This is a genomic window from uncultured Sphingosinicella sp. (assembly GCF_963974575.1).
Classification (GTDB): domain Bacteria; phylum Pseudomonadota; class Alphaproteobacteria; order Sphingomonadales; family Sphingomonadaceae; genus Sphingosinicella.
This window is the reverse complement of record NZ_CAXBBQ010000005.1, coordinates 16,831-39,028: the sequence shown is the minus strand read 5'-3', so window position 1 is coordinate 39,028 and position 22,198 is coordinate 16,831. Positions and strand designations below refer to the sequence as shown.

Below are 22,198 nucleotides of genomic sequence, written 5' to 3'. Positions count from 1 at the left end.
AGCAAGCACGGCGAATGCGCAACCGCCGAAAAGTACACGATTCCTGTTCTTCATAACCCCCTCCACAAACGTTCCCGTCCTGACGGACTTTTTTCCTCTATAAGGCTTGTTCCTCGCACCTTGTTGCAAGGCTAACATCCGAAAAATCGAGAAACAACGTTTTGCATGACAATGTCTCGTATGTCGCAACAATTTTGTTAGAGATGGCGATCCGCCGCCCCCCACGCAGCAACTTCGGCGCCGTGTATTGCAGTGGACGGCACTCACAGTCCGATGGGTTATCGAACCGGTCGTCGCTGGCGTCGGCGCCAGCTGGAGCGGCGTGTCTCGCTCTATTTTCTGAAGGAAATGATCACGTATCGTGGCCATTCCTGAACTGCGCACAGACCGCCTGCTATGAGCTTATGGCACTGCTCTTGGATGATACAGCCTTTGATATCCGCAGTTCATCAAATGTGCGCGAGCGGGGAACACAGTGATATTGGTATGCTCGTTACCACATCGGCAGAGAGACGGGAGATCGCTACCTCGGGGAGGATAGCGAATTGTTGCGCCACCGCATTGCTCGCGACAAGCATTTGAAAACCCGGTAAGAAGAGCGCCGCGTGGAGTGCGACCAGTTCATTCGCCTTTTGAGGAGCGAACGCTTTTCCAACATAGATAATGTTACGGGCAGTCCACCACCACGGCGAAGTCTGGCGTATTTCGATTTGATGGGGTTCCGTCGGCAAGAACGCCATTCGGTTCGCTGAGGGGCGAGCAGGAGGCCCGGCTCTCGTTCAATCAAGCTGCACTAACTCAACATATCGATATAGCAAGCTTTGAAAAACCATCACGGGATGCTGATCAGTTTATGCGAGATATTCGGTGATCCTGCGCAATCTCTTTCGGGAGATATCAAATGATGTTTGCAGGCGCCCAAAGCACCATCCTTTCCCAATCGAGTATTCGAGCGGGCGGATTGTCATGTCCGCCCATTTTGCGCCCGCACGAGGTCGGCCGCGCGATGCAGGAATTCCTGCGGCGCAGCGCCAAACACACCGAAGCCTAGTCCGTCGTGAGCCCAGGTCCATCCGCGAACGCCAGCGGCCTCACGCTGGCGCATACGGTCGGTTCCATCCGCCTTCATGGGGCGAAAATAGAGCGCGACCCGCTCGCCGGTAGCGTCACGATAGATATAGAGACCCGCCGGGCCGTGTTCGGTCGCGACGAGGCGGCCGCCGATCAGATACAGCCCCACTGCGTCCAGATCGGGCGCGGTGACCGACCGCGCCAGTCGTTCGGAGAGCCATCCGTCCAGTGCCTGACGCTCGCTCACCGCAACCTCTACCGGCCGCGCATTGTCTCTGGCATAGACAGCGTAGCTGGCCGCTGCTTCGCGGGCAAGCACTGCGGTTCCGGTGGATGGCGGAGCATCCCATCCGCGCAGCGCCCATCCACCCGCACCGCCGACAAATAGCAGGCCCGCCATACTCACGGCCTTGATGGCGGTGCCCCAGCCCCGCTGCGTCCGCGAACGAAGCCGCAGGTCCAGCGCCGGCGGCAGCGGTTCCTGCATCATCGGGATGAACGCCGCACGCAGCGCATCGCGCTGCTCGCGATAGGCTTCGATCCGTGTCCTCTGTTCGGGCAGCTCGGCGAGCCAGGCCGCTACAATCACCGCGCGCTCGTGCGGCAAGCGGCCATCGACATAGGCCTGAAGCTCGGCCTCGGTGATTGGCCCCTGGCTCATGATACGATTTTCATTATCGGCTGCGACATAGCGCTCTCTCCTTCCATCATCCGCCGTAGTCGCTCGCGCGCCCTGGCCAGGCGGGACATGATCGTCCCTTGCGGCACGTCGAGCACGGTCGCCGCCTCGGCATAGCTCAGATCCTCGACCGCGATGAGGAGGAGAACGCTACGTTGCTCCTCTGGCAAGGCCGCCACCAGCGCCAAGATATCGGCCCGCGCAACCGCGGCTTCCTGACGCGCAGGATGGGCGAGCTGCGCTTCGGGCACTGCGTCGATCGGTTCGATCATGCCACGCCGCGTGCGCTGACGCAGGTGGTCCATCGCGAGGTTATGCAGAATTGTGAACAGCCACGCACGCACGCTGGCCGAGCGGCGGCGCTGGTGCCAGCGAACCAGCGCCCGCTCGATCACGTCCTGCACCAGATCGTCCGCATCTTCCCGGTCGCGCAGCAGCGAGCGGGCATAGCGGCGCAGGGCCGGAATCAACGGCTCGACAAGTGCGATCATCTCTGCGCTCGGTTGCATGGACGGACTCATAGCGAATGAGACGCCACGCGGCGCGCTTTATTCCCGTGACCAATTATATTTCGGGCTTCATGGAATAAGACTGCCATCGTCATCGTCCCATTAGCAACTTCGATGACGATTGGGATTTTTTCATGCTTTTCAGAAATCGCCCTCCTGCCGGACCGGTGGCGCTGATCGGCGCCGTCGTGTTGTTGCTCGCGGGTGGATTCGCTTGGGCGGGCGGCTGGATCGGCGGCAGCCGCATAGACGGTGCGGATGTCATCGCCGAAATCGAGAGCAATGGCGGCAAATATCCGGGATACCGCCGCGGACACGCGAAGGGCTTGTGTTTCACCGGTACGTTCGAAACTGACGGCGCTGGCGCCGCGCTTTCCTCCGCGAGCGCGTTTCGGCCGGGACGCTATCCAGTGATCGGGCGCTTTTCGGTGGCCGGCGGCAATCCATTCGCTCCCGACGGCCGCAACGTGTTCCATTCGATGGCGCTCCTGCTGATGACACCGGATGGGCACGAATGGCGGATGGCGCTGGACCACACTCCGATCTTCCCCGTGGCCGATGTCGCATCGTTTGTCGCTCTCCAGCGCGCGAGTCGGCCCGAGCGCCGGACCGGCAAACCCGATCCTGCGGTCATGAAGACATTTCTTGCACAGCATCCGGAGGTGAAGGCCTTCCAGGATTATCTCGCGCAAGCGGTTCTACCGAACAGCTTTGCCAACGCGACCTATTACAGCATCAACGCGTTCCGCTTCACGGATCCCAAAGCCGTGACTCGGCTGGTTCGGTGGCAGTTCGTGCCAATGGCAGCCTCCGGTGGCCTGGACAAAAAGCGGATAGACGAATTGCCGCGCGACTATCTGTTCGAAGAGATGATCGCGCGCACGGCAGAAGGGCCGTCGCGCTGGCGCCTTCAACTGGTCGTCGCCAATCCCGGCGACGTGACCGACAAGGCGACCGTTGCCTGGTCCGGGCCGCACCGGACGATCGAGGCGGGCACACTGACTCTGTCGGCGGTCCAGCCGGAAGAAACCGGGCGATGCCGCGATCTCAACTTCGATCCAACCATTCTGCCGCCGGGAATTAGCCTATCCGAAGATCCGCTGCTCTCCGCGCGGTCGAAAGTCTATTCATCCTCTTTCACGCGTCGCGCCGAGGAGGGGCCGGGGCCGAGCGCCATCGGCCCGCAACCGACTGGGGAGAATGCACGATGAACCGCAATGCGCTTGATTTCCATCTCGCTATGCGCGTACTTCACTGGTTGATGGCAGCGATGGTCCTGATCATGCTGTTCCTTGGGGTGGGCATGGTGTCGACGACCGGCCCGCAATATACGGCGCTGCTTGCGCTTCACCGGCCGGTCGGTGTCGTCGTCCTGCTGCTGGTCTTGATCCGCGTACCGCTGCGGCTGGCGACCGGCGCCCCGGCTCTGCCCGGCGACCTGCCGCCGTTGCAGAAGCGGATTGCCACCGTGTCGCACGTGCTGCTCTATCTCAGTATGATTGCCATGCCGCTGATCGGCTGGGCCATGCTTTCGGCCGGCGGCTATTCAGTGCAGGTGTTAGAAAGCCTCGCTCTGCCGCGAATCTTGCCGCACGATCTCGAAACCTATGCAGTGTTGCGGACTGCGCATACTGCGGTGGCGATGCTGCTCTTCGCGTTGATTTTGGCGCATCTGGCGGCCGCCCTTATGCATGGGTTGATTCGCCGCGATGGCGTGCTGCGGAGCATGACGGTCGGCCATCGTCATGTTGCCGGCGGAGACTCGCAAAATAAGATGCGGGACGTTGCGGGGACGATCGATGAATCTCGTGGATAGCGTGGTTTGTTGCCACCTTTACTATCATCCAAGCGTTATCAACGGCGGTGCGTTGAACCTTAGAGAGCCGGCTGTCCGAATCTTAGGCGTGGGAGCATCCGTACATGCTCCCCCCCAATGAAGGATGTATCGCGTCAGATGCCAAGCCGGACTTCAACCACTTCTGCGGCGAGGCTCAGGACTATTCATTCGCTTACGGTGGGGGTTGATCGGTTCATCCAACGGCGGCGTCGAGGAGGCGCTGCCGATGAGTGTTCCGTTCTGGCTGAGTCAGGCGCATACTCCGGAGCGAGCCGTTTAATATCAGGCTTCGACCAAGCCGCGAGCCGCGTTCGGGAAAGCAGCAAAAACAGCGTGGTCAGTGCGGCCTCTCCGGATCTCCCGCCCTCGCATCATGATCGCAACGGGAAGATGCCTGGTCCGGCCCTCGACTCTGGCGAATGTCATGGTTCGGACGCAATTCAAGTGGGCACATTGCCATATCCCGGGTCATTCCGACGCAGCATCACTCGCGGGGCCAATCATCGCGACGGCGCGCGTCTCGTCAATGCCGCCGAGATGGAGTTCGCCGCGCGGATTGAGGAAGGCTGGCACGCCCGTCAGGCCCAGTTCTTCCGCGATGTTGCGGGCCGCTTTCAGATAGCGCTTTACTCTCGGCCTCTCCATTTCATGGGTAACGACATCGACACTAAAGCCACGCGCGCGCGCATGTTTTTCGATCAGCGCCTGATCTGGCGCACTCCCTTCCATGAGGTCACCATGGAGGCGCGCGAACGCCGCGGGATTAATGTGTCCGTCGTCAGAACATTTGGCGCAACTCGCGGCGTAAATTAGCGGAGCGCGGGCCTCGTCTGGGGGCTGATATTAGGCGGCGAGCTTGCGGTGCAGCAAGCGCCGATGTTCGATGGTCTGTCGTTTGATCCTTTCGCGCTGTTTGATGATGGCAGGTGCCCTGCCGAAGTAGGCGTCGGCTGGCGTCACGTTGCCGAGGCTTTCATGGTATCGGCGGTGATTATAGTGGTCGATGAAGGCCTCGATCTGGGCCTCCAGATCGCCGGGCAGGAAGTAATTTTCCAACAGGATGCGGTTCTTGAGGGTCTGGTGCCAGCGTTCGATCTTGCCCTGGGTCTGAGGATGCATCGGGGCACCGCGGACATGGCTCATGCCGTTGGCGCCGATCCATTTGGCCTGCCCCATTAGGCGGGTCCGCTTTAGCCGTGTCACCTCATAATGCTTTGGGGTCATTCCATTCAGTAGGGAACACTACCGAAATAGGCCGCTTCAAGCAGCGCCCGAACACCATCCTTCGTGACCGGCGCCGGATTATAATAAGGGTTGGCGACCGCCATTTCAGCAACATGATCAAGATCAGCAGGCGTCAGACCGAAAGCCTGCAGACTTTTGACTGAACCCACCGTCAGCATCAGATAGTACAGTCCCTGTGGCGCATCCTGCGCATTCAGCGCACGTGCAATTCTACCCATCGCCTCCGGTGCGGCGCAGCGATTGTAAGCAGCGGCATAGCAAATGAGCAGGCAGTGAATATCCGCATGGGGCAAATTATAGCTTCCACCAAGAATGTGACACAGCTTGTGATGGATCGCCATTCCCGCCATACCCAAACAGGCTCCCCCAAGCCAGGCGCCATAAAGCGCCTCGGCCCAGGCATCGGCCGGAGCATACCCCGTGGCAATGACCGGCAAAGCACGCCCGAGCGCGCCGATAGATTCCTCTGCCCACATGTCCACGATCGGATCGTGGTTCTCGGCGTAGAGCGCTTCGACGGCATGTGCGATTGAATTCATGCCCGAGGGTCCGGCCACGGCAACCGGCAAGGTTTCAACAAACTTTGGATCGTAGATCACTGTACGCGGCAAGACGATGTTTTCCCTCAGCGTCGTTTTGACGCCATGTTCCGTCTGTCCCAAAATAGGAGTCATTTCCGATCCCGCAAAAGTGGTCGGCAATGCAATCTGAGGCAGTCGCGTACGAAGCGCCAGGGCCTTGGTCAGCCCGATGGCTGAACCACCGCCAAAGGCCACAAGGCAATCAACCCGGCTTTCGACAAGGAAACTCACGGCCCGTTCCGTTACATCGACCGGTGTGTGCATTTCAGCATAGGGATACACACCTACCGAGCGAGTGCCGATAAGCCCTGCGATTTCCAGCGCCTGATCCTTTTGAGGCGCGGATGAGATGACAAGCGCGCGCTGACAACCCAAGCGCTCCACCTCCTCTGCCAACTGGCTTCGTTTCCCAAATCCAAAAATGACGCGTTGGGCGGAAACGTCGTGCGTGAAGCTGCTCGTCGCAAGACGACTGACGGCGTTCATCCGTTCATCTCCTTCGTCCGGCGCTCCAGTTCCCGCAGCGTTGCAAGTTCATGCGGTGTCGGCGGGCTTATTTCGTCAATGCACGTGGAAATCTTGAGATCCCATTCGGTTGCGGCCTTTGCCTCATCCACTCTACGTCCCGGATGAAGGGACACCAGGGTCAGTTCGCGGTCCAGCGGATCTGGCATGAGAATGCCGATATCCGTGACAACGACTGTTGGCCCCCTTCCCGGCAGTCCCGCCCGCTGACGGGAATCCCCTCCATCGAGATGACCGACGGATGTCATGAAATCCAGCTGATTGACAAATGCCTTGGGTGTCTGCTTCAGAACGATCAGCACCTCGCCTGCCAATGCCGCAATTTCAGGGGCGCCCCCTGCACCGGGCAGCCTAACCCGTGGCGCCTTGTAATCGCCGATCACCGTAGTGTTGATATTGGCGAAACGATCTATCTGCGCAGCCCCCAGAAAACCCACACCAATCCTGCCGCCCTGTAACCAGTAACGGAATATCTCATGGGTAGACACCACGGTATCAGCCGAGGTCGAAAGCGCACCATCACCAATCGACAGCGGCAATGCATATGGCTTTGCGCCAATGGGGCCGGATTCATAAATCAGCGTTACATCCGGCGCATGGGTTAGGCGAGCCAGATTGGCAGCCTTGGAAGGCAGGCCGATGCCGACGAAACAGACCGCATCCTTGCGAAGCAGGCGCGCCGCAGCGACCACCATCATATCGGACGTTGAATAATCGCTAGTCGTCATGCCGGTGACACTTCCTCAGGGATATTTGAAAGCGCATCGAGAAATGCACTGAAATCGCTGCTTTCCAGCACATGACGCTTCATCCACGCCGTAAAGCCTTCCCGGTCCTTCGATATGCCATCCCACGCCTGATAGAAGCTGTTGTCGCGTTCATAATATCCCTGCGCATAGGAGGGCCATGCACCACGCGGCACGACACATACCGCATCCAGAACCCAATGCGGCATGATACAGGCATTGGGTGGTGCAGCGAGATCGTCGACAATCTCCTCGACGGTAACTATTGCCCGCCTTGCGGCGAGGCAGGCCTCCTTCTGGACGCCTAGAATGCCCCACATCAGGACATTTCCTTTCCGGTCGGCCTTTTGCGCATGAATGATGCTAACGTCCGGCCGGACGGCAGGAACAGCGGCCAGCCTCTCCCCGGTAAAGGGGCAGGTCACAAAACGGACCCGCCTGCTCTGTTCGACAAGATCAGTCGCGATATAACCGCGCATCACGGCAAACGGCAGATTGCTGGCCCCAGCTACAAAGGCATTGGCCATATCGGCATGCGTACGTTCTTCAATCTCAATTTTATGCGGCCACCCGCGTTCGATTGCATCCCGAAAGCGATGAAGTGAGCCAACCCCCGGATTCCCCCCCCAGGAGAAGACAAGCTTTTTCGCACATCCCATGCCGATCATCTGATCGTAAATGAGATCGGGCGTCATCCGATAAAGGGTGAGCTCGCCCTTCCCCTGACGGATGATTTCATGCCCCGCAGCAAAGGGAATAAGGTGAGTAAAGCCTTCGAGCGCGACATGATCGCCATTGTTAACAAAATGCCGCACGGCTTCATCCAGCGGTATAATTTTTGAACTGATCGACACAGAAAATGCTACCTTCACGGACGCTTGTAAAATGGGGAAATTTGGGCATCGACATTGACCCATACCGATTTCGGCTGGGTATATTCGCGCATCACCTCAAAGCCCATTTCGCGGCCATAGCCGGACTTTCCGACGCCCCCGAAAGGCGACCCCGGATGAACCACTTTGTAGGAATTGATCCAGACCATGCCCGCCCGAATTTCCCGTGCCATGCGATGTGCACGCTGCAGATTGTTCGTCCACAGGCCGGAACCAAGGCCGTATGGCACGTCATTGGCAATGACCAATGCATCCTGGTCACTGCTGAAGGTTGTCACACTGACAAACGGACCGAACACTTCTTCCTGACAGATACGATCTGATGGTTTCGCGCGGACGATCGTAGGTTCAACGAAAAAGCCGGCAGCCAGTGCAGGGTCGGACGGCACCTTGCCGCCCGTCAGAATTTCTCCGCCTTCCTCGACGGCCAGTTTGCAATAGGCTAGCACGCGCTGCTGATGTTCTTTCGACGTCAACGGTCCCATTTCGGTCAACGGATCCAGCGGATCGCCCAAACGAATGGACCGCGCCAGGCCGATGAACCGTTCAAGAAATTCATCCGCAATCGCCTCTTGGAGGATTAGTCGTGAGCCAGCGATGCAGGCCTGTCCCTGATTGTGGAAGATCGCCCAGGCAGCGCCATTCACCGCCGCTGTTATATTGGCATCCTCGAACACAATGTTCGCGCCTTTTCCGCCTAGCTCAAGCTGAAGCTTCTTCAGGTTACCAGCCGACATGCGCACGATGTTCCGCCCTGTCTCCGTCGATCCGGTGAAGGACAGTTTGCCGATTTCGGGATGGTCCGCCAGCCGCGCACCGGCCGTATGCCCATAGCCCGGCAGAATGTTGACGACGCCTGGCGGAAATCCCACGTCGCGGACCAGTTCAGCGATGCGCAGGCTGCTCAATGGGGTCAATTCGGCCGGCTTCATGATCACGCAATTGCCCGCGGCCAGTGCGGGCGCCAACTTCCATGCGGTGAACATCAGCGGGAAATTCCATGGCACGATCTGTCCGACAATGCCCACTGGCTCCCGCTCGACGTAGTTCAGGAAGCCCGGATAGACTGGCGGCACAAAGCCTTCGAACTTATCGGCCATGCCACCGAAATAACGGTAGCATCGCACGGTACGCGGCACATCCAGATTACGCGTGTCGCGCAGCGGATGCCCCGTATCGCGCGCCTCCAGCTCAGCCAGTTCATCGGCATTGCCTTCAATAGCGTCGGCCAGTCTCAGCAGCAGCAAGCCACGATCAGCGGCATCCATCGCCCGCCAGCCGGGCAGCGCCGCCCGTGCAGCCGCAACCGCACGATCAACATCGGCGGCCTCTGCCCCCGCAACCTCGCAGATCAGGCTATTGTCGAAAGGGTTGCGGACAGGAATGGACGCTCCCGAAAGGGCATCCACAAATTCACCATTGATGAATAGACGCGTTTGCACGGAATAGGCCCTATTACCAGCTTACGGGTACGACAGGGGCGGTCCCCGAGCGTACAAGCTCGGGAATTTTCGGCGACCCGTTTTCCCAGACCAGCAGCATCGACCGCTTGTTCGAATAGCCCTGATGACGAACATCGGCGGGCATGCAGGCAATATCGCCGGCACGCATGGTTACTGTTGCCCGCGGCCTGCCCTTTTCTGCGCTTTTGACTTCCCAAACAATTTCATCGGAAAGCTGGAGGAACCATTCCACACGATCATTGCCATGTTCGACGGGAAGAGTAAACTCCTCGGTCGTCGGACAAAAGAGGCTATCCTTCACGACTGAACAGACCGAAGGATTCCATGTCACATCCGAACGGGACAGATAGCCGAACAGGTTGAACGCGGAGACTTCGCCTTCGAAGCCAGGTTCAGCGTATACCTTGGGTTCCGACTGGTCGACATCTGTAAAGGCGCGATTGACGGGATAGCCGCTTTCATCAGAACGGAGCGGCATATCACCGGGCAGACCCACCATGCGGCGCGCTGTCACCCGCTGGCGATTGATCGCGTCACTGTTATACCCCCGCTTTTCACCCCAAGGTGTCGCGGTTTCCAACGGCGCGGCAAAAGGATCGTAGGATTCTATGGTCCAGTCATCCAGCATCTGCCGGAAAACCTGCGACAGTTCATCCGACTTGAACCTTTGGATGAACTCACGCCCGGCCGACGTATAGGCTTCGTTCATCGCACCGGCGAAAACGTCAACCTCGCCATAATAATTGGTCGTACCAAATACACCGTCGAAATTGACCGTTCCGTAAAAGAAATTCCAGGCGACGTCTCGCATCAATGCGCGAAGGAAGATATCGATCGACATCTGGTGATTACCGCCCGGCCACGAGATTCGGGCAAAATATTCGTCGCGCCGAAAATTGAAGGCGCCCGCGCGGAAGGATTTATATCCGGTTTCGTTGCTGATTGCCCCGACTTCCAAGTCGGAAATCACCGGAAGCCCAAGAGGGTTCGCGATTTCGTGCACTTCGGTTGCGTTATCGTTCATTGCCATGATGTTTTCTCCGTGCTGACATTCTCGCCTGTTCCGGCTGGGTCAACCTCAAGCGAGGCAGATGTCCGCCCATTTTTCAACGGTTGCAGGGCCCTGGATCGTCTGGAACATGATCACGCCCGGCTTTGCGGATTCAAATCGATAGGCTGCGCCTGCAGGAAGCAGCGCCATATGCCCCCGCCTAAGCACGATACGGCCCATCATCCTCTGCCCTTGGGGCAGGTCATCCAGCCACTGCGCGCCCTCGATCGTCATGTCGATGGCGGCATGGGGCGCATCCAGCTTCACCAGATGCACTTCGACCTCGCCATCCATGCACACGACGAATTCGTCATGGGCACAGGCATACCAGCCCGACTGCCCCTCCGCCCGGGAAACCTCGATGACATATTCAAAGTTCTTCGCCGAACAAACGCGCTCATATGGGGCCGAACGCGCAGCCGTTTCATATATGTTTGAGAACACGTAATTCTTTGGATCATCGTCGATAACGACGACATTACCCTTCTGATAAGCTTCGAGCGACCCGAAAACCGTCTTCATACTATCGCCCTTCCCCTGAGATTCATGTCCGGTTGCGCATTGGGTGTCGGATTACCGTCAATCGGGCCGATCAGCGCGCGAGGAAATCCCCAACGATGCGGTTGAAATCATCAGCGCGCTCCCACTGCGCCCAATGGCCGCAATTCGGGAACACATGGAACTGCGCGTTACGAAGCTGGTTCATAAGAATAAACGCGGAATCGAGCGGTAGAACACGGTCCTCACGCCCCCAGATGATGAGGAATTCATTCTGAAGACTGCCCAGGTCTTCCCGCCACAGATCCTCAATCGCAGGTTTTCCGTTCTTCGGCAGGATGGACGGTGCCGTCACCACTTCGGGGTCGATGGAATTCTGGAAGCGTTCTTCCAGAAGTTCATCCGACACCTGCGACGAATCGAAGACCATCATTTCAATGAAAGCACGCAGCTTTTCACGGGTCGGTAGACCGTCGGTGTAATAGCCGAACATGCGCCGCAGCCCTTCGGTAGGCATCGCCGAGAAAATCGGCAGGCCGCCGCCCGCCCCCATCAGAACGACTTTGCCAGCACGTTCAGGTGTATCGATTGCAAATTTAAGCGACGTACCGCCACCGAGCGAATTGCCGATGAAATTCGCACGTTCAATGCCGATTGTGTCCATGAAGCTGCGCACGACCCGGGAATAATAGCCGAATAGCCCCTGCTGCGGCCCAACCTTGGATGAGCGGCCATAGTTAGGCAGGTCGATAACAATCACACGCCCGGTTTCAGATAAAGCATCGACATTGCGGCGGTAATTGCTCCACCCAGTCGCGCCCGGACCCCCACCGTGGATAAGTATACTGGGAAACCCCTCGCCTGCATCATTGTAATGAATGGTAATTCCATCAAACTCCACGGTACGGCTTGTCGATTCATATGTATGAACCATATTGGTCATCCTCCTCTATTATCGATTATTTGGGAAATATCGGGCATGCGCCTTTAATCGTTGACCCGTTCATGCCCCCAGATCGAGGTTGATCGATAACGTGAAGGCACCCAGTTTTCGGGATCGATAGGCTGGCCATCACAACCAAATTCGAGCTCAAACCCTGATGGTGTCTCCATGTAGAAGGACAGCATCCGATCATTGGTGTGACGACCAAGTCTCCCCGATATTGTTACCCCATGCTTTTCAGTTTCAGAATAAAGACGTCCGACGTCATCTATATTTTCTACTTCAAGCATGAAATGCACCAGCCGCTTTGGAAAAGGCGCTGCGAGCAGGGCAATGCTGTGATGCCTGGAATTGCAATGAAGAAATATCGCTTCTGTCATAAATTCTGGACCCAATTGAATGTCAATGTAATCACTGAGATTAAAACCCAGAACATCGCAGTAGAATCTACGCATTTCGGAAATTTTCTGTGTCGCCAGAACCGCGTGTCCCAGCCCCTCGGCGCCAGTGACAAATGGTGAACTCAAGCGTGCAGAAAAAAACGGCTGATCGGGACAACGACGCGGCGTATGGAAAATCTCTATTTCATTTCCATCCGGGTCGCGAATGCTGATCAGTTCATCAACCATGCGGCGACGGGCATGATCCTGATCCGCTCGTACGACTTCCACTCCGCTCGCTGTGACCTTGTCCTGAAGCTGAGCAAGCACCGCTGCATCACGCACCTCAAATCCCAGCACCGCAATATCGTCTTCGGCTGCGGGAATGGTGATGATGCGCGCCGCATAATCATCGATCCGATAGACTCGTTCATCGCCGATACCCCCGGTCGCCCCTTCCATCGTACCCAGATAGTCTGTGAGGAACTGGTTCCAGGCCACCTGATCGGATACACCGAACACCAGATACCCGAGCGCGTCGATACGGCTCATGGTTCTTCTCCCTTGCAAAAGCGATCGAATAATTCTTCACCACCTGACGGTTTCGTCAGGCCTTTTATGCCAATTCCCCCATCGACATTCAGGATGGCACCAGTTGTCATGCGGGAATGCCGGCTGGAAGCGAGAAGCACGTAAGCTCCCACATAATCCTGCGCTCTCGGCAGGTCGGGCAACGGGGAGTTCTGAGCTACCAGCTCTGCCATAGGCAGATTTCCGATAGACTGATCATGCAGCCCCAGGCTTTCTGGACCACGCAAATCGGAAGCTAGCGGACCAGGAGCGACTCCATTCACGCGCACATGAGGCGCAAGTTCAAATGCCAACTGCTTGACAAGGCCAACGCCGGCGAACTTGGATGCAGTATAGAGCACCCCTCCTCCGTTCGAATAAAATCCTGCGTTGGACAGGGTCAGGACAACGCTTCCACGGCTTTCAAGAAGAGCAGGCAATGCCGCTCTCGCCCCTTTGAGATAGCCGCCGACGTTAATCCCCATGACTTCGGAAAACGCATCATCGAAACGTTCAGGATCGATATCTGCGAGCGCAGTTTGATAATCCCATATCCCCGCATTGCCGATAAAGGTGTCGAGACGGCCGAAGTGCCTGACGGCAATATCCACCGCATTTCGATTATCGGCATAGCTGCGCACATCACCGCAACAGATGGCGACCTGCGTACCCAGCTTGCTTTTCAGTTCATTGAGTTTTTCCTGTGAACGGTCGAGAACGACAACTTCCGCGCCCTCCTCCACGAACCTTTCAGCGATTGTACGCCCAAGGCCTGATGCACCGCCTGTCACCAGCGCTACATTGCCTGTAAGCCACGTCATGCGGCGACCCTTTCCAATTCACACAGCAGCAATCGCAATTGTATTCCCGGGTCGGCGATCAATGCCGCTGTCGCCGGCTGAATCCGCCGACCGACGAACCGCTTCAGGGCGGAGAAATCTGCCGGAGCGTTAATAGCAAACGCACCGATTGCCTGCCCGCTCTTCAGAACCAATGCTGAAATTGTCTGAGCATTCCCAGCATGACGGATGACGGTCGTGTCACCTTGGGCATCACCTGCCCCTTGAATCTGAAGCCCATGCTGATCAGACCAAAAGGTCGACAGCATTGACCCGTCACTGACCTGATCGCAAATGGATGCTGCCACCACATGCGCCTGAAAAATGGCATCATTGTAAGTTTCGTACCGTTTTCCAGCTGGTGAATCCAATGCCCCCCAATGGGCGGCATCTCCGATTGCAAAAATATTCGCGTCGGATGTCCGACCATGACGGTCAGTATGAACCCCATCGGAAGTCTTTAGGCCTGCGGAAAATGCCAGGCTGTCATTCGGAACCGCGCCAATTCCACAAACCACCGCATCTGTGAGCAGTTCTGTTCCATTATCCAGAACGACCCCGCGCACGCGGCCCTCACCTGAAATCCCACATACTGTCCGGCCGAGTGCAAAGTCGACACCATCCGTGGAAAGACGATTGAGGGCAAACAAACTCAGTGCAGAAGGCAGTGAACGCGACATGATGAATGCAGTGCCTTCGACGACCGTCACCTGCTTGCCGTGCTCCAGCATTGCCGATGCGACTTCAAGACCGATCAGGCCACCGCCAATAACGACGACAGATGCCGCTTCGATCAGGGCATCACGCAAGGCGACAGCATCCGACCATTCCCTGAGGTAAAATACGCCGGCCAGATCGCTGCCTGCGGTCACAAGCCGTTTGGGCTGTGCCCCAGTGGCAATGACCAACTGATTATAATAATGGCGCCGCCCATCTGCGGTCAGCACATAATGTTCGGGCCGGACAATCTGTTCCGCCCTCTGCTGAAGGCAGAAGCGGATATCAGCAGCGTGAAGTTCGTCTTCCGACGTGAGAAGCGGAATCTGCGTCTTCCCATTGCCGAGAGCGGCCTTCGACAAGACCGGTCGCTCATATGGAAGTACGGCCTCGGCAGAAAGGATCGTGATACGGCCTGCATATCCGTTTCGACGCAAATGCCGGGCGCATTCCAGACTGGCGATACCGCCACCAATGATGACAATCCCGGCCGTCATGAACGCCCCGCAGCATGGGCGGATTCAGGAATATCGACCTGCACTTCATCACCCAAAATGCGCGTTGCATAGCTTTTCACTGGACATGTGGCCGGTGGAGAAAGGACTGCCCCCGTGCGCACGTCGAACTTTGCCATATGGAGCGAACATTCGATGGTGTGTCCTTCCAACCAGCCTTGCGACAAAGCCCATTCACCATGCGTGCATGTATCTGATATGGTGTAGAAATTGCCGCCTACATTACAGATCGCTACGGGACCATCCTGAGTATCAAATCGAACAATACTTCCATCTTCGATATTTTTTCGCAAAGATAATGTAGTATACGTCATTATGACCTCAGAAAAAAATGCTTATGCCATTTGCAAAAAGCAGCGTGTGATCCAGATATACAGTCCGCACCGTAATCTCTAGGCCGGGCTGCCGATCACAAACCCGCAGGCGATCCACGCGCTTGCCGCAGAAAATATCCTGCTGTCGGTCCAATCGGCCGCGATAGACCAGAAGGTTGCAATCAGCCTCAACCTCAACTTCGGAAATTTTTCGAACGCGGACATTGGAAACAAAATGTCGCGTTCTCGATGGCGGATCTTCAGCCCAAGCAAATCCGGTGCGCAGACGGCGTACCCTAGCTGTCAGGCCGCTGATATCGTCATCAATATGCGCCAATTCCCTGTCGCCACTGAATTCAGATCGCGGATCCCGTGCAGCCCTTGTCGTTCTGACAGGCACCAAATACCGAACATCCTTTGCAAACAGGCCCAGCCATTCTTCGAATTTGCGTTCGTCAAGAACAGCCGCCTCTTCGTAAAGAAACTGCTCAACCTTGCGCGCAAGTCCATCCTCGTCGCAACAATTCATCTGCCGCCCCTTGGCTTTATCTGTCGTGTGAAAGATCTGAAGTCATACGAGCGGCTGGGTCAGCTCGGCCCAACTCTGCCCATCCATCATGCGGGCCCAGTGTTGGAAAAATCCGCGCGACGCCTCTTCGGAGAACATGCCACTAACAATGCCAGGAAATTCGACATCCTCAGCCGCATGCCCCTTGCCCATGGACACATTGAATGGCGATATCCGGGCACGATGCCCTTTCAGTACGCGCTGAACCTCGATCCAGTTTTCTGCGTCGTCCTGTTCAAATATCCCGCTTGGCCCGAACATCCGGGTCACACGATCGCGATAGGCCTGCTTGACTTCATCCGGCGCATCCTTGTCGACAAGAATCATCGACCAGACTTCAATTTCTTCCGGCCCTTTGGGATGCCAGACCCGCAGTACATTGATTCCCGGAAGGAAGGAAAAGTTAGGGAAAATCGTCATGTGCTGGCCGGTAACCCGCCGCCCTCGCATCTCCCCAAGATGCCGAACGGCCCCATCAGAATGTTTTCCAGCAAGATAATCAACGATCGTCTGCCCCATGGTGTTGACGTTGAAATCCCACCCGCGTTCGCTGGTGAAGAATCCTGAACCATGACCGAAACGACGCGCCCGGAACTGCCGTCCTTCCTTTGGCCAGTCGGCATCCAGAGGCGCCGCATTCTCAGGCATGCTCGCAAGCACGGCCGAAAGGTGAGAAACGGGCGCATGATACATATCGCTTGCGAACTGTTCGGCAGCCAGTTTCCAGTTGCAGGAAATCGTCCATTTATGAACGCCGGAGATCAGTTCATTACCACCCCCAGAGCGATCGAACATGATGTCCATATACCATGCAGCTTCACCGATATAATCTTCGAGCTCTGGGACCGTCTCGTCCCAGCACCCGAAAACCAGGTTCCTGAAAACCGCAATGCGAGGAACGCGAACCAACCCCCAGGCTTCTTTGTCGATTTCACCGTGGTAAGCTTCTTTTTCCAGCGGTACATTCACCAGACGCCCGGAAATATCATATGCCCAGCCATGATATGTGCAGGTGAAGGCCCGCGCCTTGCCGCAATCCGTTCTGCAAACCCTCATACCGCGATGGCGGCACTGATTCAGAAATGCCGCCACGCTCCCGTCGGGCTGACGCACGACAATGATCGGATCCTCACCCATGAAGGTTGAGACATAGTCACCGGCGCTAGGTATCTGATCAGTATGAGCAAGAAAAAGCCATGATCGCCCGAATATCTGATCCAATTCCTTTTTGTATATATCGCCATCCGAATAAATCAGTGGAATTATCTGGCCGCCGTCATGATTTATTAAATCAATCATACTCTTTTCTTTTGGGCTCATATAATTGCCATCTTCCTCGGACATTCCAAATCACTCTCTTCTCGTTTCGCAAGGACAAACTGACATCATTATTGATTATGGCTTGACACCCGTTCAACCTCGACGCTTATTCTTGCTTTAAGAAACATAAGACGAAAGATGAGACTGTCACTGATCGTGGGTCTGTCTCTCTTGATAGCGGGTCCGGAGGGAGAGGTTTGAAGAGCAAGCTCGGCTATATCGACTTCGATGACATGGGCTATGAGGTCGTCCGGCTCACGCCCCCATGGGGATGCCATGTCTCCCCACATCAGATGCTGGCCCTGTTCGTTCTTAAAAGAGGGGGGGGCTGGCTTCAGACCGACAGCAAATTCCTGCCCTGTGTGGAGCTCCGGGAAGGAGACATCGTCGGCGTGTCGTCCGGCATCGGATATACAATCTCAAGCGCACCGGATCTGCCCGAAAAACTGATCATCGATGTCGAAGAACTTTATATGCAATCTGAAAAGCGAGATTTTTCAGATCGTTCGGGAATGACATCAAAAAATGAAATATTGATCGGCCGTGTCATCCCAACAAAAACAACCCTTACCGGAATATATCCGGTCATTTCTATAATAGGTCCGAAAGATGGAGAAAGATACACCAGGACGATTTCATTGATTGAACTCATTTCAAATGAGTATCTCAACACTTCTCGCCCATCCTCTCCGGGAATTATAAAGAGACTGACTGAAATTCTGGCCATCGAACTGATCGAAAATGTGGAGCAGAAGCGTGCACAAGGCGAGGACGCATTCTGGCATCCATCGACCGGGAACCGTCAGGTTGCAAAAGCGCTGGATCTGCTGCATCAGGATTTCCAGAAAGACTGGACGCTTGAAACTCTTGCCCGTGAGGTCGGCTGCAGCCGATCTGTCTTTGCGGAGAGTTTTCGCAGTGTGACCGGCGTTACCGCCATGGCCTACCTCACCTCCATCAGGATTAATCGCGCCATCACCCTCATCGAAGGCGGCTCGACATCACTCAGCGAGGTTGCACATCTGGTTGGCTATCAATCCGAGGCCGGATTCAGTCGCGCCTTCCTGCGTGAAATAGGCGTCACACCGGGACACTTCCGCACCACTGGACAAAAGCGTGACAGGCCTCAGGCGAACGCGTGACATCTGTCAAACTTCCACGTCAGCCTGCGACACAACAGATCGACCGCCAGCTGTGTATTTTAGGGCGTGAACCCGGCGCGTGGCAACGGCCCCGCCCCGGCACCCCGTCAAGATAGGTCCCATTTCATTTTCCCAGATGCCAGGGCGTGTGGTCGCGCCACCACAGTCCGCACAAGTGCCGCCAGACAGGGCCGAGCCGTTGCGGAAAGCGGCACGGCAACACGTCCGCGACACCGCCGCCAAAGAATGCCTTGTCAACATCCCGTCGTTCTCCACCCGCGGTCGCCGACGCCCAGCCACCGCCACCGACGAGATCATCGGACTGCGGCCACAACGTCGCTTCCAATCACGCGCAGTCCCAGATGCCGGCACCGACGAAATGGTGCAGCCGGTCATAGCTGGCTCCCCATGATGATGTGGGCGCCCCCGCACCGACCGTCAGCGGGTATATGCAGCTGTTGGTCACCCGAAGCAGGAAGAGGAGCGTTTACGATGACGATGGCGATCACGACGATAGGATCGGACCGGGCGATGAGTGTGTTCCAAGCACACGGCGTCGACGAGAACGGCGCCACGGTGCTGGTCAAGCGGCGCCACCGGGCCCGGATCGCATGGGTCGTGCTGACTCGGGAAGAAGCTTACAGACCCTACCAGCTGGCGGCCTGAAAAAAGCCGAATACCCGAATTGGCAGTGGCAGTGGCAGTGGCAGTCAATGATGTGTAACTAACGAGCCTAAAGCGAAATCAACCCGCGCGATCTATCGCGCTTTTAAGCGCGCCTCGTTGGAGACCTCGTCTGCGGATTTCCATCAAGGCCAGCGTCTATCATAAATCCGTACAAACAGGCCGGACACATGGGAGCAGCCGTTCAGGCCCATCTCGACAACAGCCCTTACCATAGGGGGCCCCACATATGAATTACGCATTTCCGACCAAAGATCCCAAAAATCATACCTCCGCCAAAGTGGCGCGAGGCCGGAAACTGTGACAACATTTCTGAACGACACGAATACCACCTCATTCCAATCCGCCGGATGCAGTCGTCAGGTCATGCATCCGGCGAATTGAGCAGGAGTTCCGATCAGAAGGTCTTCTTGATCAAAACGCCCCATTCACGAGGACGGCCCATGGTGGCAGCCGCCTGGCCGAAACTGGCCAGAACCTGCAAGCCGCCGGTGATATACTGCCTGTTGGTCAGGTTCTTCACATAGGCTGCCAGTTCCAGCCCCGCGTCATCTTCAGTGAACATGACGCGCGCATCGAACAGGTGAAGGCCGGGGGCTTTCAGGCTGGCCGTGTTTTCTGCGTTGTTGTACACTGCAGAACGGTAACGCCAGTCACCACGCAGGCCGAGCGACCAGTTATCGCTCAAACCGACATTGTAGATAAAGCCTGTCTTTGCGGTCCATGTCGGCGTCTGCGGCAACTTGTTGTTGATCCCCACCGACACACCCGGATTCAAGTGAGTGTATTCCGCGTCGATATAGGACAGCGCACCGTCAATGGTCAGGTTTTCGGTAGCGACGAAGGTGTATTCAAGTTCTAAGCCACGCATCCGCGCCTTGCCGGCGTTCTCAACCAGAAGAACCAGGTTTCCAGACGTGTCAGCACTGAACTGATTGATCTGGATATCTGTGTAATCGTTCCAGAACATAGCCGTATTCAAACGAAGCCGCCGATCGAACAGATCGGATTTCAGCCCCATTTCGTAAGTCCAAACCCGTTCCGGGCCGAAAGCCGAAACCTCTGCAAGGGTGGTGGGGCGACCATTGAAGCCGCCGCTCTTGAAACCGCGCGAAGCCGAAACATACAACAGCTTACGATTATCAATCTTGTAGTTGATCCCGACTTTCGGTGACAGACTGCTGTCAGCACGATCCGTCGTCGTCGGGGCAACCTTGTAGACACCCGAATTGATACGCTGGTGCGCAAGGTAATATTCTTTCTCGTCCCGGGTATAGCGCAGACCACCGACGACCGAGAGGCTGTCATTGAGGTTGAACGTCGCCTGACCGAACGCCGCATAACTGTTTGTTATCATGCGGTTAAAGTCATGAAAATCCAGGTCGAAGGCGGTGTTGAACGGATTTCCCGCTCCGCCCAGACACGGCGCCGGGAAAGGTGCCGGGCAAACAATGGCCGGATCGAGCGGAACAACAGCAGCAGGCAGGCTTTCGAGGCTGTCATAAAGCCCCGAGGCTAGGCGAACCTGATTGCTGTCCGTCGCCTTTTCGTAGAAATAGTAAAGCCCGGTTACAAAGTTCAACTTGTCCTCAAACACTGAACCGGAAATCTGGATTTCCTGTGTAAAGCTCTTGCTATCCACATCATTGAGCGACTGCGTATACTGATACGGGCTGTTGGTCGCATCGAAACCGAAACGCGCCTCCATTTCACGATAGCCGGAGATCGTGCTCAGCTTCAGCTCCTCAGTAAGGTCGTAACGCAGCGTCATCGACGTGCCCCAACTATCGAGATTGCTAACATTCGGCCCGGTGGAATGGGAAACGTAACGATTGTCCTTGTTCTCCAGAACCGGCAGCCTCCCATAACGCGCGATATAATCATCCACCGCAGCCGAGCCTGCAGCACTCGACGGGCGCTCGATCACCGGCATCACGAAAGGCGCAAGGTACAGCGGTGCCAGATTGCCCGTTTGTACGAATTCGGTAATGTAAGTAGGGCTTGAATCATTGCGCGTTCGCGTAGCATCGACTGCAAAATCGACGGTCAGCCGGTCGCTGGCTTCCCACAGACCGCGCAGACGCCCGACCAGACTGTCATAACCACCCAGCTTGTCACCCGCGATGACGCGGTCAACAAAACCGTCAGCCCGCTTGTAAGCGCCGGATGCACGTACCGCGAAATTGTTGCTGATCGGCAGATTGATGCTGGACCGAAGCGACACATGATCGAAACGCCCAAAGGCGACCTCGACCATACCGCTCACCTCACTAGTGTCGGGCTCGACGGTCGTAATGTTGATCGCGCCGCCAATCGTATTACGGCCATAGAGCGTGCCCTGCGGCCCGCGCAAAATTTCAACACGCGCGATATCTGACAGGTCAAGAAGACCGCCCGTTGTGCGCGGATAGAAAACACCATCAATATAAACACCGACGCCCGGATCCGTTGTAATGATGAAATCATTCTGACCAATGCCACGAATATAGATATTGGCGCTTGTGCTTCCGCCTGTTGGGTCACCAGTACTGAAGGTTAGACTTGGGATGCCGGATAGAGCTTCCTGCATATTGGTGAGGCCACGCTCTTCAAGCGCGGAATTATCAAGTGCGGTAACAGCAATCGGTGTATCCTGCAGCCGCTCCACCCGACGCTGTGCGGTTACAACAATATCCTCAACGGCAAGTCGGTCCCCGGCCGTATCCGCAGCCGTTTGCGCAAAGGCAGACCCGGCAACAAGAACCGAAAGGCAAATTCCGCCATTTAGCATGGCCTTGTAAGCACTTGACTTCACGAAACAGCTCCCCTCGCGTTATGTGATTTTTTGGCAATCAAAGCTTCACGCCGCGAAAGTGACATGAACACCAGCAAGCGGACAATTGCCGTGCGTCTTGATCTGGCGACGAACAGTCCTGCCTTAACGAATGGAAACCTCAGCACTCAAACATGCCACAAAGCTCATACCTTTGCAGGTCGATAACCCTTGTCTTCTGAAACGGAAGTTTGTTTTTAAGTAATTGAAATTACTTAATTATCATTTCTACCAATATGCAACCCATCTGAATTCAGAATGAGTACAGGACGCTCAGTCGCCATATTGGGACTGGC

At 56.4% G+C, this 22,198-nt stretch carries 20 protein-coding genes and 2 pseudogenes; 4 read left to right on the top strand and 18 right to left on the bottom strand.

The genetic code is table 11. The features are described 5' to 3' along the window. Positions 1 to 964: 964 nt before the first annotated feature. Positions 965 to 1,732 carry an anti-sigma factor gene (locus AAC014_RS10400; protein WP_339708016.1) on the bottom strand — a complete coding sequence of 256 codons (768 nt, stop codon included), beginning with the start codon at positions 1,730 to 1,732 and terminating at the stop codon, positions 965 to 967. Next, complete coding sequence (locus AAC014_RS10395) at positions 1,729 to 2,241, bottom strand: sigma-70 family RNA polymerase sigma factor (protein WP_339708013.1); 513 nt, start codon at positions 2,239 to 2,241, stop codon at positions 1,729 to 1,731. The genes AAC014_RS10400 and AAC014_RS10395 overlap by 4 nt, the downstream gene beginning before the upstream one ends. Before the next feature lie 152 nt (positions 2,242 to 2,393). On the opposite strand from AAC014_RS10395, the gene AAC014_RS10390 reads away from it, so the two are divergent. After that, positions 2,394 to 3,470, top strand: a complete 1,077-nt coding sequence (locus tag AAC014_RS10390) for a catalase family peroxidase (RefSeq protein ID WP_339708010.1) — start codon at positions 2,394 to 2,396, stop codon at positions 3,468 to 3,470. After that, positions 3,467 to 4,075 (top strand): cytochrome b/b6 domain-containing protein, encoded by a 609-nt coding sequence (locus tag AAC014_RS10385; RefSeq protein ID WP_339708008.1) that lies wholly within the window; start codon positions 3,467 to 3,469, stop codon positions 4,073 to 4,075. The genes AAC014_RS10390 and AAC014_RS10385 overlap by 4 nt, the downstream gene beginning before the upstream one ends. A 489-nt stretch (positions 4,076 to 4,564) precedes the next feature. Here the strand turns inward: AAC014_RS10385 and AAC014_RS10380 are convergent, their stop codons facing one another. From AAC014_RS10380 to AAC014_RS10310, 15 genes and pseudogenes are all read right to left on the bottom strand, one after another. After that, positions 4,565 to 4,825, bottom strand: coding sequence for a hypothetical protein (locus tag AAC014_RS10380; protein WP_339708005.1), 261 nt, complete (start codon positions 4,823 to 4,825; stop codon positions 4,565 to 4,567). Between the two features lie 114 nt (positions 4,826 to 4,939). Continuing rightward, a pseudogene (locus AAC014_RS10375) lies at positions 4,940 to 5,263 on the bottom strand (integrase core domain-containing protein); the annotation flags it as partial. Positions 5,264 to 5,325: 62 nt separating this feature from the next. Further along, positions 5,326 to 6,408: a maleylacetate reductase gene (locus AAC014_RS10370; protein WP_339708002.1), complete on the bottom strand. Its 1,083-nt coding sequence runs from the start codon at positions 6,406 to 6,408 to the stop codon at positions 5,326 to 5,328. Beyond that, the gene (locus AAC014_RS10365; protein WP_339708000.1) at positions 6,405 to 7,175 is read right to left on the bottom strand and encodes a CoA-transferase subunit beta; all 771 of its coding nucleotides are present in this window, start codon (positions 7,173 to 7,175) and stop codon (positions 6,405 to 6,407) included. The genes AAC014_RS10370 and AAC014_RS10365 overlap by 4 nt, the downstream gene beginning before the upstream one ends. Beyond that, positions 7,172 to 8,047 carry a CoA-transferase gene (locus AAC014_RS10360; RefSeq protein WP_339707997.1) on the bottom strand — a complete coding sequence of 292 codons (876 nt, stop codon included), beginning with the start codon at positions 8,045 to 8,047 and terminating at the stop codon, positions 7,172 to 7,174. The genes AAC014_RS10365 and AAC014_RS10360 overlap by 4 nt, the downstream gene beginning before the upstream one ends. Positions 8,048 to 8,061: 14 nt before the next feature. Then, positions 8,062 to 9,528 carry an aldehyde dehydrogenase family protein gene (locus AAC014_RS10355; protein ID WP_339707994.1) on the bottom strand — a complete coding sequence of 489 codons (1,467 nt, stop codon included), beginning with the start codon at positions 9,526 to 9,528 and terminating at the stop codon, positions 8,062 to 8,064. 13 nt (positions 9,529 to 9,541) lie between these two features. Continuing rightward, complete coding sequence (locus tag AAC014_RS10350) at positions 9,542 to 10,579, bottom strand: hydroxyquinol 1,2-dioxygenase (protein ID WP_339707991.1); 1,038 nt, start codon at positions 10,577 to 10,579, stop codon at positions 9,542 to 9,544. Positions 10,580 to 10,627: 48 nt separating this feature from the next. Beyond that, positions 10,628 to 11,122, bottom strand: a complete 495-nt coding sequence (locus AAC014_RS10345; RefSeq protein WP_339707988.1) for a hydroxyquinol 1,2-dioxygenase — start codon at positions 11,120 to 11,122, stop codon at positions 10,628 to 10,630. A 70-nt stretch (positions 11,123 to 11,192) separates the two neighbouring features. Continuing rightward, a complete protein-coding gene (locus AAC014_RS10340) occupies positions 11,193 to 12,041 on the bottom strand; it encodes an alpha/beta fold hydrolase (protein WP_339707983.1) in 849 nt (282 codons plus the stop codon). 44 nt (positions 12,042 to 12,085) lie between these two features. Then, the gene (locus AAC014_RS10335; RefSeq protein WP_339707980.1) at positions 12,086 to 12,973 is read right to left on the bottom strand and encodes a VOC family protein; all 888 of its coding nucleotides are present in this window, start codon (positions 12,971 to 12,973) and stop codon (positions 12,086 to 12,088) included. Beyond that, complete coding sequence (gene hcaB / locus AAC014_RS10330) at positions 12,970 to 13,812, bottom strand: 3-(cis-5,6-dihydroxycyclohexa-1,3-dien-1-yl)propanoate dehydrogenase (protein ID WP_339707977.1); 843 nt, start codon at positions 13,810 to 13,812, stop codon at positions 12,970 to 12,972. Before hcaB ends, AAC014_RS10335 begins: the two co-directional genes overlap by 4 nt. Then, on the bottom strand, positions 13,809 to 15,044 hold the full coding sequence (locus AAC014_RS10325) for an FAD-dependent oxidoreductase (protein ID WP_339707974.1): 1,236 nt from the start codon (positions 15,042 to 15,044) through the stop codon (positions 13,809 to 13,811). Before AAC014_RS10325 ends, hcaB begins: the two co-directional genes overlap by 4 nt. After that, a complete protein-coding gene (locus AAC014_RS10320) occupies positions 15,041 to 15,376 on the bottom strand; it encodes a non-heme iron oxygenase ferredoxin subunit (RefSeq protein WP_339707971.1) in 336 nt (111 codons plus the stop codon). The genes AAC014_RS10325 and AAC014_RS10320 overlap by 4 nt, the downstream gene beginning before the upstream one ends. Before the next feature lie 7 nt (positions 15,377 to 15,383). Continuing rightward, positions 15,384 to 15,905 carry an aromatic-ring-hydroxylating dioxygenase subunit beta gene (locus tag AAC014_RS10315; protein ID WP_339707968.1) on the bottom strand — a complete coding sequence of 174 codons (522 nt, stop codon included), beginning with the start codon at positions 15,903 to 15,905 and terminating at the stop codon, positions 15,384 to 15,386. Positions 15,906 to 15,947: 42 nt separating this feature from the next. Beyond that, positions 15,948 to 17,288 (bottom strand): aromatic ring-hydroxylating dioxygenase subunit alpha, encoded by a 1,341-nt coding sequence (locus AAC014_RS10310; RefSeq protein ID WP_339707965.1) that lies wholly within the window; start codon positions 17,286 to 17,288, stop codon positions 15,948 to 15,950. A 173-nt stretch (positions 17,289 to 17,461) separates the two neighbouring features. Here AAC014_RS10310 and AAC014_RS10305 point away from each other — a divergent pair, with 173 nt between their 5' ends. Both AAC014_RS10305 and AAC014_RS10300 read left to right on the top strand, forming a co-directional pair. After that, positions 17,462 to 18,406, top strand: coding sequence for an AraC family transcriptional regulator (locus AAC014_RS10305; RefSeq protein WP_339707962.1), 945 nt, complete (start codon positions 17,462 to 17,464; stop codon positions 18,404 to 18,406). A gap of 498 nt (positions 18,407 to 18,904) precedes the next feature. Beyond that, positions 18,905 to 19,000 (top strand): annotated as a pseudogene (locus AAC014_RS10300) (IS110 family transposase); the annotation flags it as partial. 487 nt (positions 19,001 to 19,487) lie between these two features. Here the strand turns inward: AAC014_RS10300 and AAC014_RS10295 are convergent. Further along, the gene (locus AAC014_RS10295) at positions 19,488 to 21,884 is read right to left on the bottom strand and encodes a TonB-dependent receptor (RefSeq protein ID WP_339707960.1); all 2,397 of its coding nucleotides are present in this window, start codon (positions 21,882 to 21,884) and stop codon (positions 19,488 to 19,490) included. Between the last annotated feature and the right edge of the window lie 314 nt (positions 21,885 to 22,198).

What these genes read in the sequence shown, in the direction of transcription:
- AAC014_RS10400 (WP_339708016.1), bottom strand. Translation starts at nt 1,732, where the DNA reads ATGAGCCAGGGGCCAATCACCGAGGCCGAGCTTCAGGCCTATGTCGAT.
- AAC014_RS10395 (WP_339708013.1), bottom strand. Translation starts at nt 2,241, where the DNA reads ATGATCGCACTTGTCGAGCCGTTGATTCCGGCCCTGCGCCGCTATGCC.
- AAC014_RS10390 (WP_339708010.1), top strand. Translation starts at nt 2,394, where the DNA reads ATGCTTTTCAGAAATCGCCCTCCTGCCGGACCGGTGGCGCTGATCGGC.
- AAC014_RS10385 (WP_339708008.1), top strand. Translation starts at nt 3,467, where the DNA reads ATGAACCGCAATGCGCTTGATTTCCATCTCGCTATGCGCGTACTTCAC.
- AAC014_RS10380 (WP_339708005.1), bottom strand. Translation starts at nt 4,825, where the DNA reads ATGGAAGGGAGTGCGCCAGATCAGGCGCTGATCGAAAAACATGCGCGC.
- AAC014_RS10370 (WP_339708002.1), bottom strand. Translation starts at nt 6,408, where the DNA reads ATGAACGCCGTCAGTCGTCTTGCGACGAGCAGCTTCACGCACGACGTT.
- AAC014_RS10365 (WP_339708000.1), bottom strand. Translation starts at nt 7,175, where the DNA reads ATGACGACTAGCGATTATTCAACGTCCGATATGATGGTGGTCGCTGCG.
- AAC014_RS10350 (WP_339707991.1), bottom strand. Translation starts at nt 10,579, where the DNA reads ATGGCAATGAACGATAACGCAACCGAAGTGCACGAAATCGCGAACCCT.
- AAC014_RS10345 (WP_339707988.1), bottom strand. Translation starts at nt 11,122, where the DNA reads ATGAAGACGGTTTTCGGGTCGCTCGAAGCTTATCAGAAGGGTAATGTC.
- AAC014_RS10340 (WP_339707983.1), bottom strand. Translation starts at nt 12,041, where the DNA reads ATGACCAATATGGTTCATACATATGAATCGACAAGCCGTACCGTGGAG.
- AAC014_RS10335 (WP_339707980.1), bottom strand. Translation starts at nt 12,973, where the DNA reads ATGAGCCGTATCGACGCGCTCGGGTATCTGGTGTTCGGTGTATCCGAT.
- hcaB (WP_339707977.1), bottom strand. Translation starts at nt 13,812, where the DNA reads ATGACGTGGCTTACAGGCAATGTAGCGCTGGTGACAGGCGGTGCATCA.
- AAC014_RS10325 (WP_339707974.1), bottom strand. Translation starts at nt 15,044, where the DNA reads ATGACGGCCGGGATTGTCATCATTGGTGGCGGTATCGCCAGTCTGGAA.
- AAC014_RS10320 (WP_339707971.1), bottom strand. Translation starts at nt 15,376, where the DNA reads ATGACGTATACTACATTATCTTTGCGAAAAAATATCGAAGATGGAAGT.
- AAC014_RS10315 (WP_339707968.1), bottom strand. Translation starts at nt 15,905, where the DNA reads ATGAATTGTTGCGACGAGGATGGACTTGCGCGCAAGGTTGAGCAGTTT.
- AAC014_RS10310 (WP_339707965.1), bottom strand. Translation starts at nt 17,288, where the DNA reads ATGTCCGAGGAAGATGGCAATTATATGAGCCCAAAAGAAAAGAGTATG.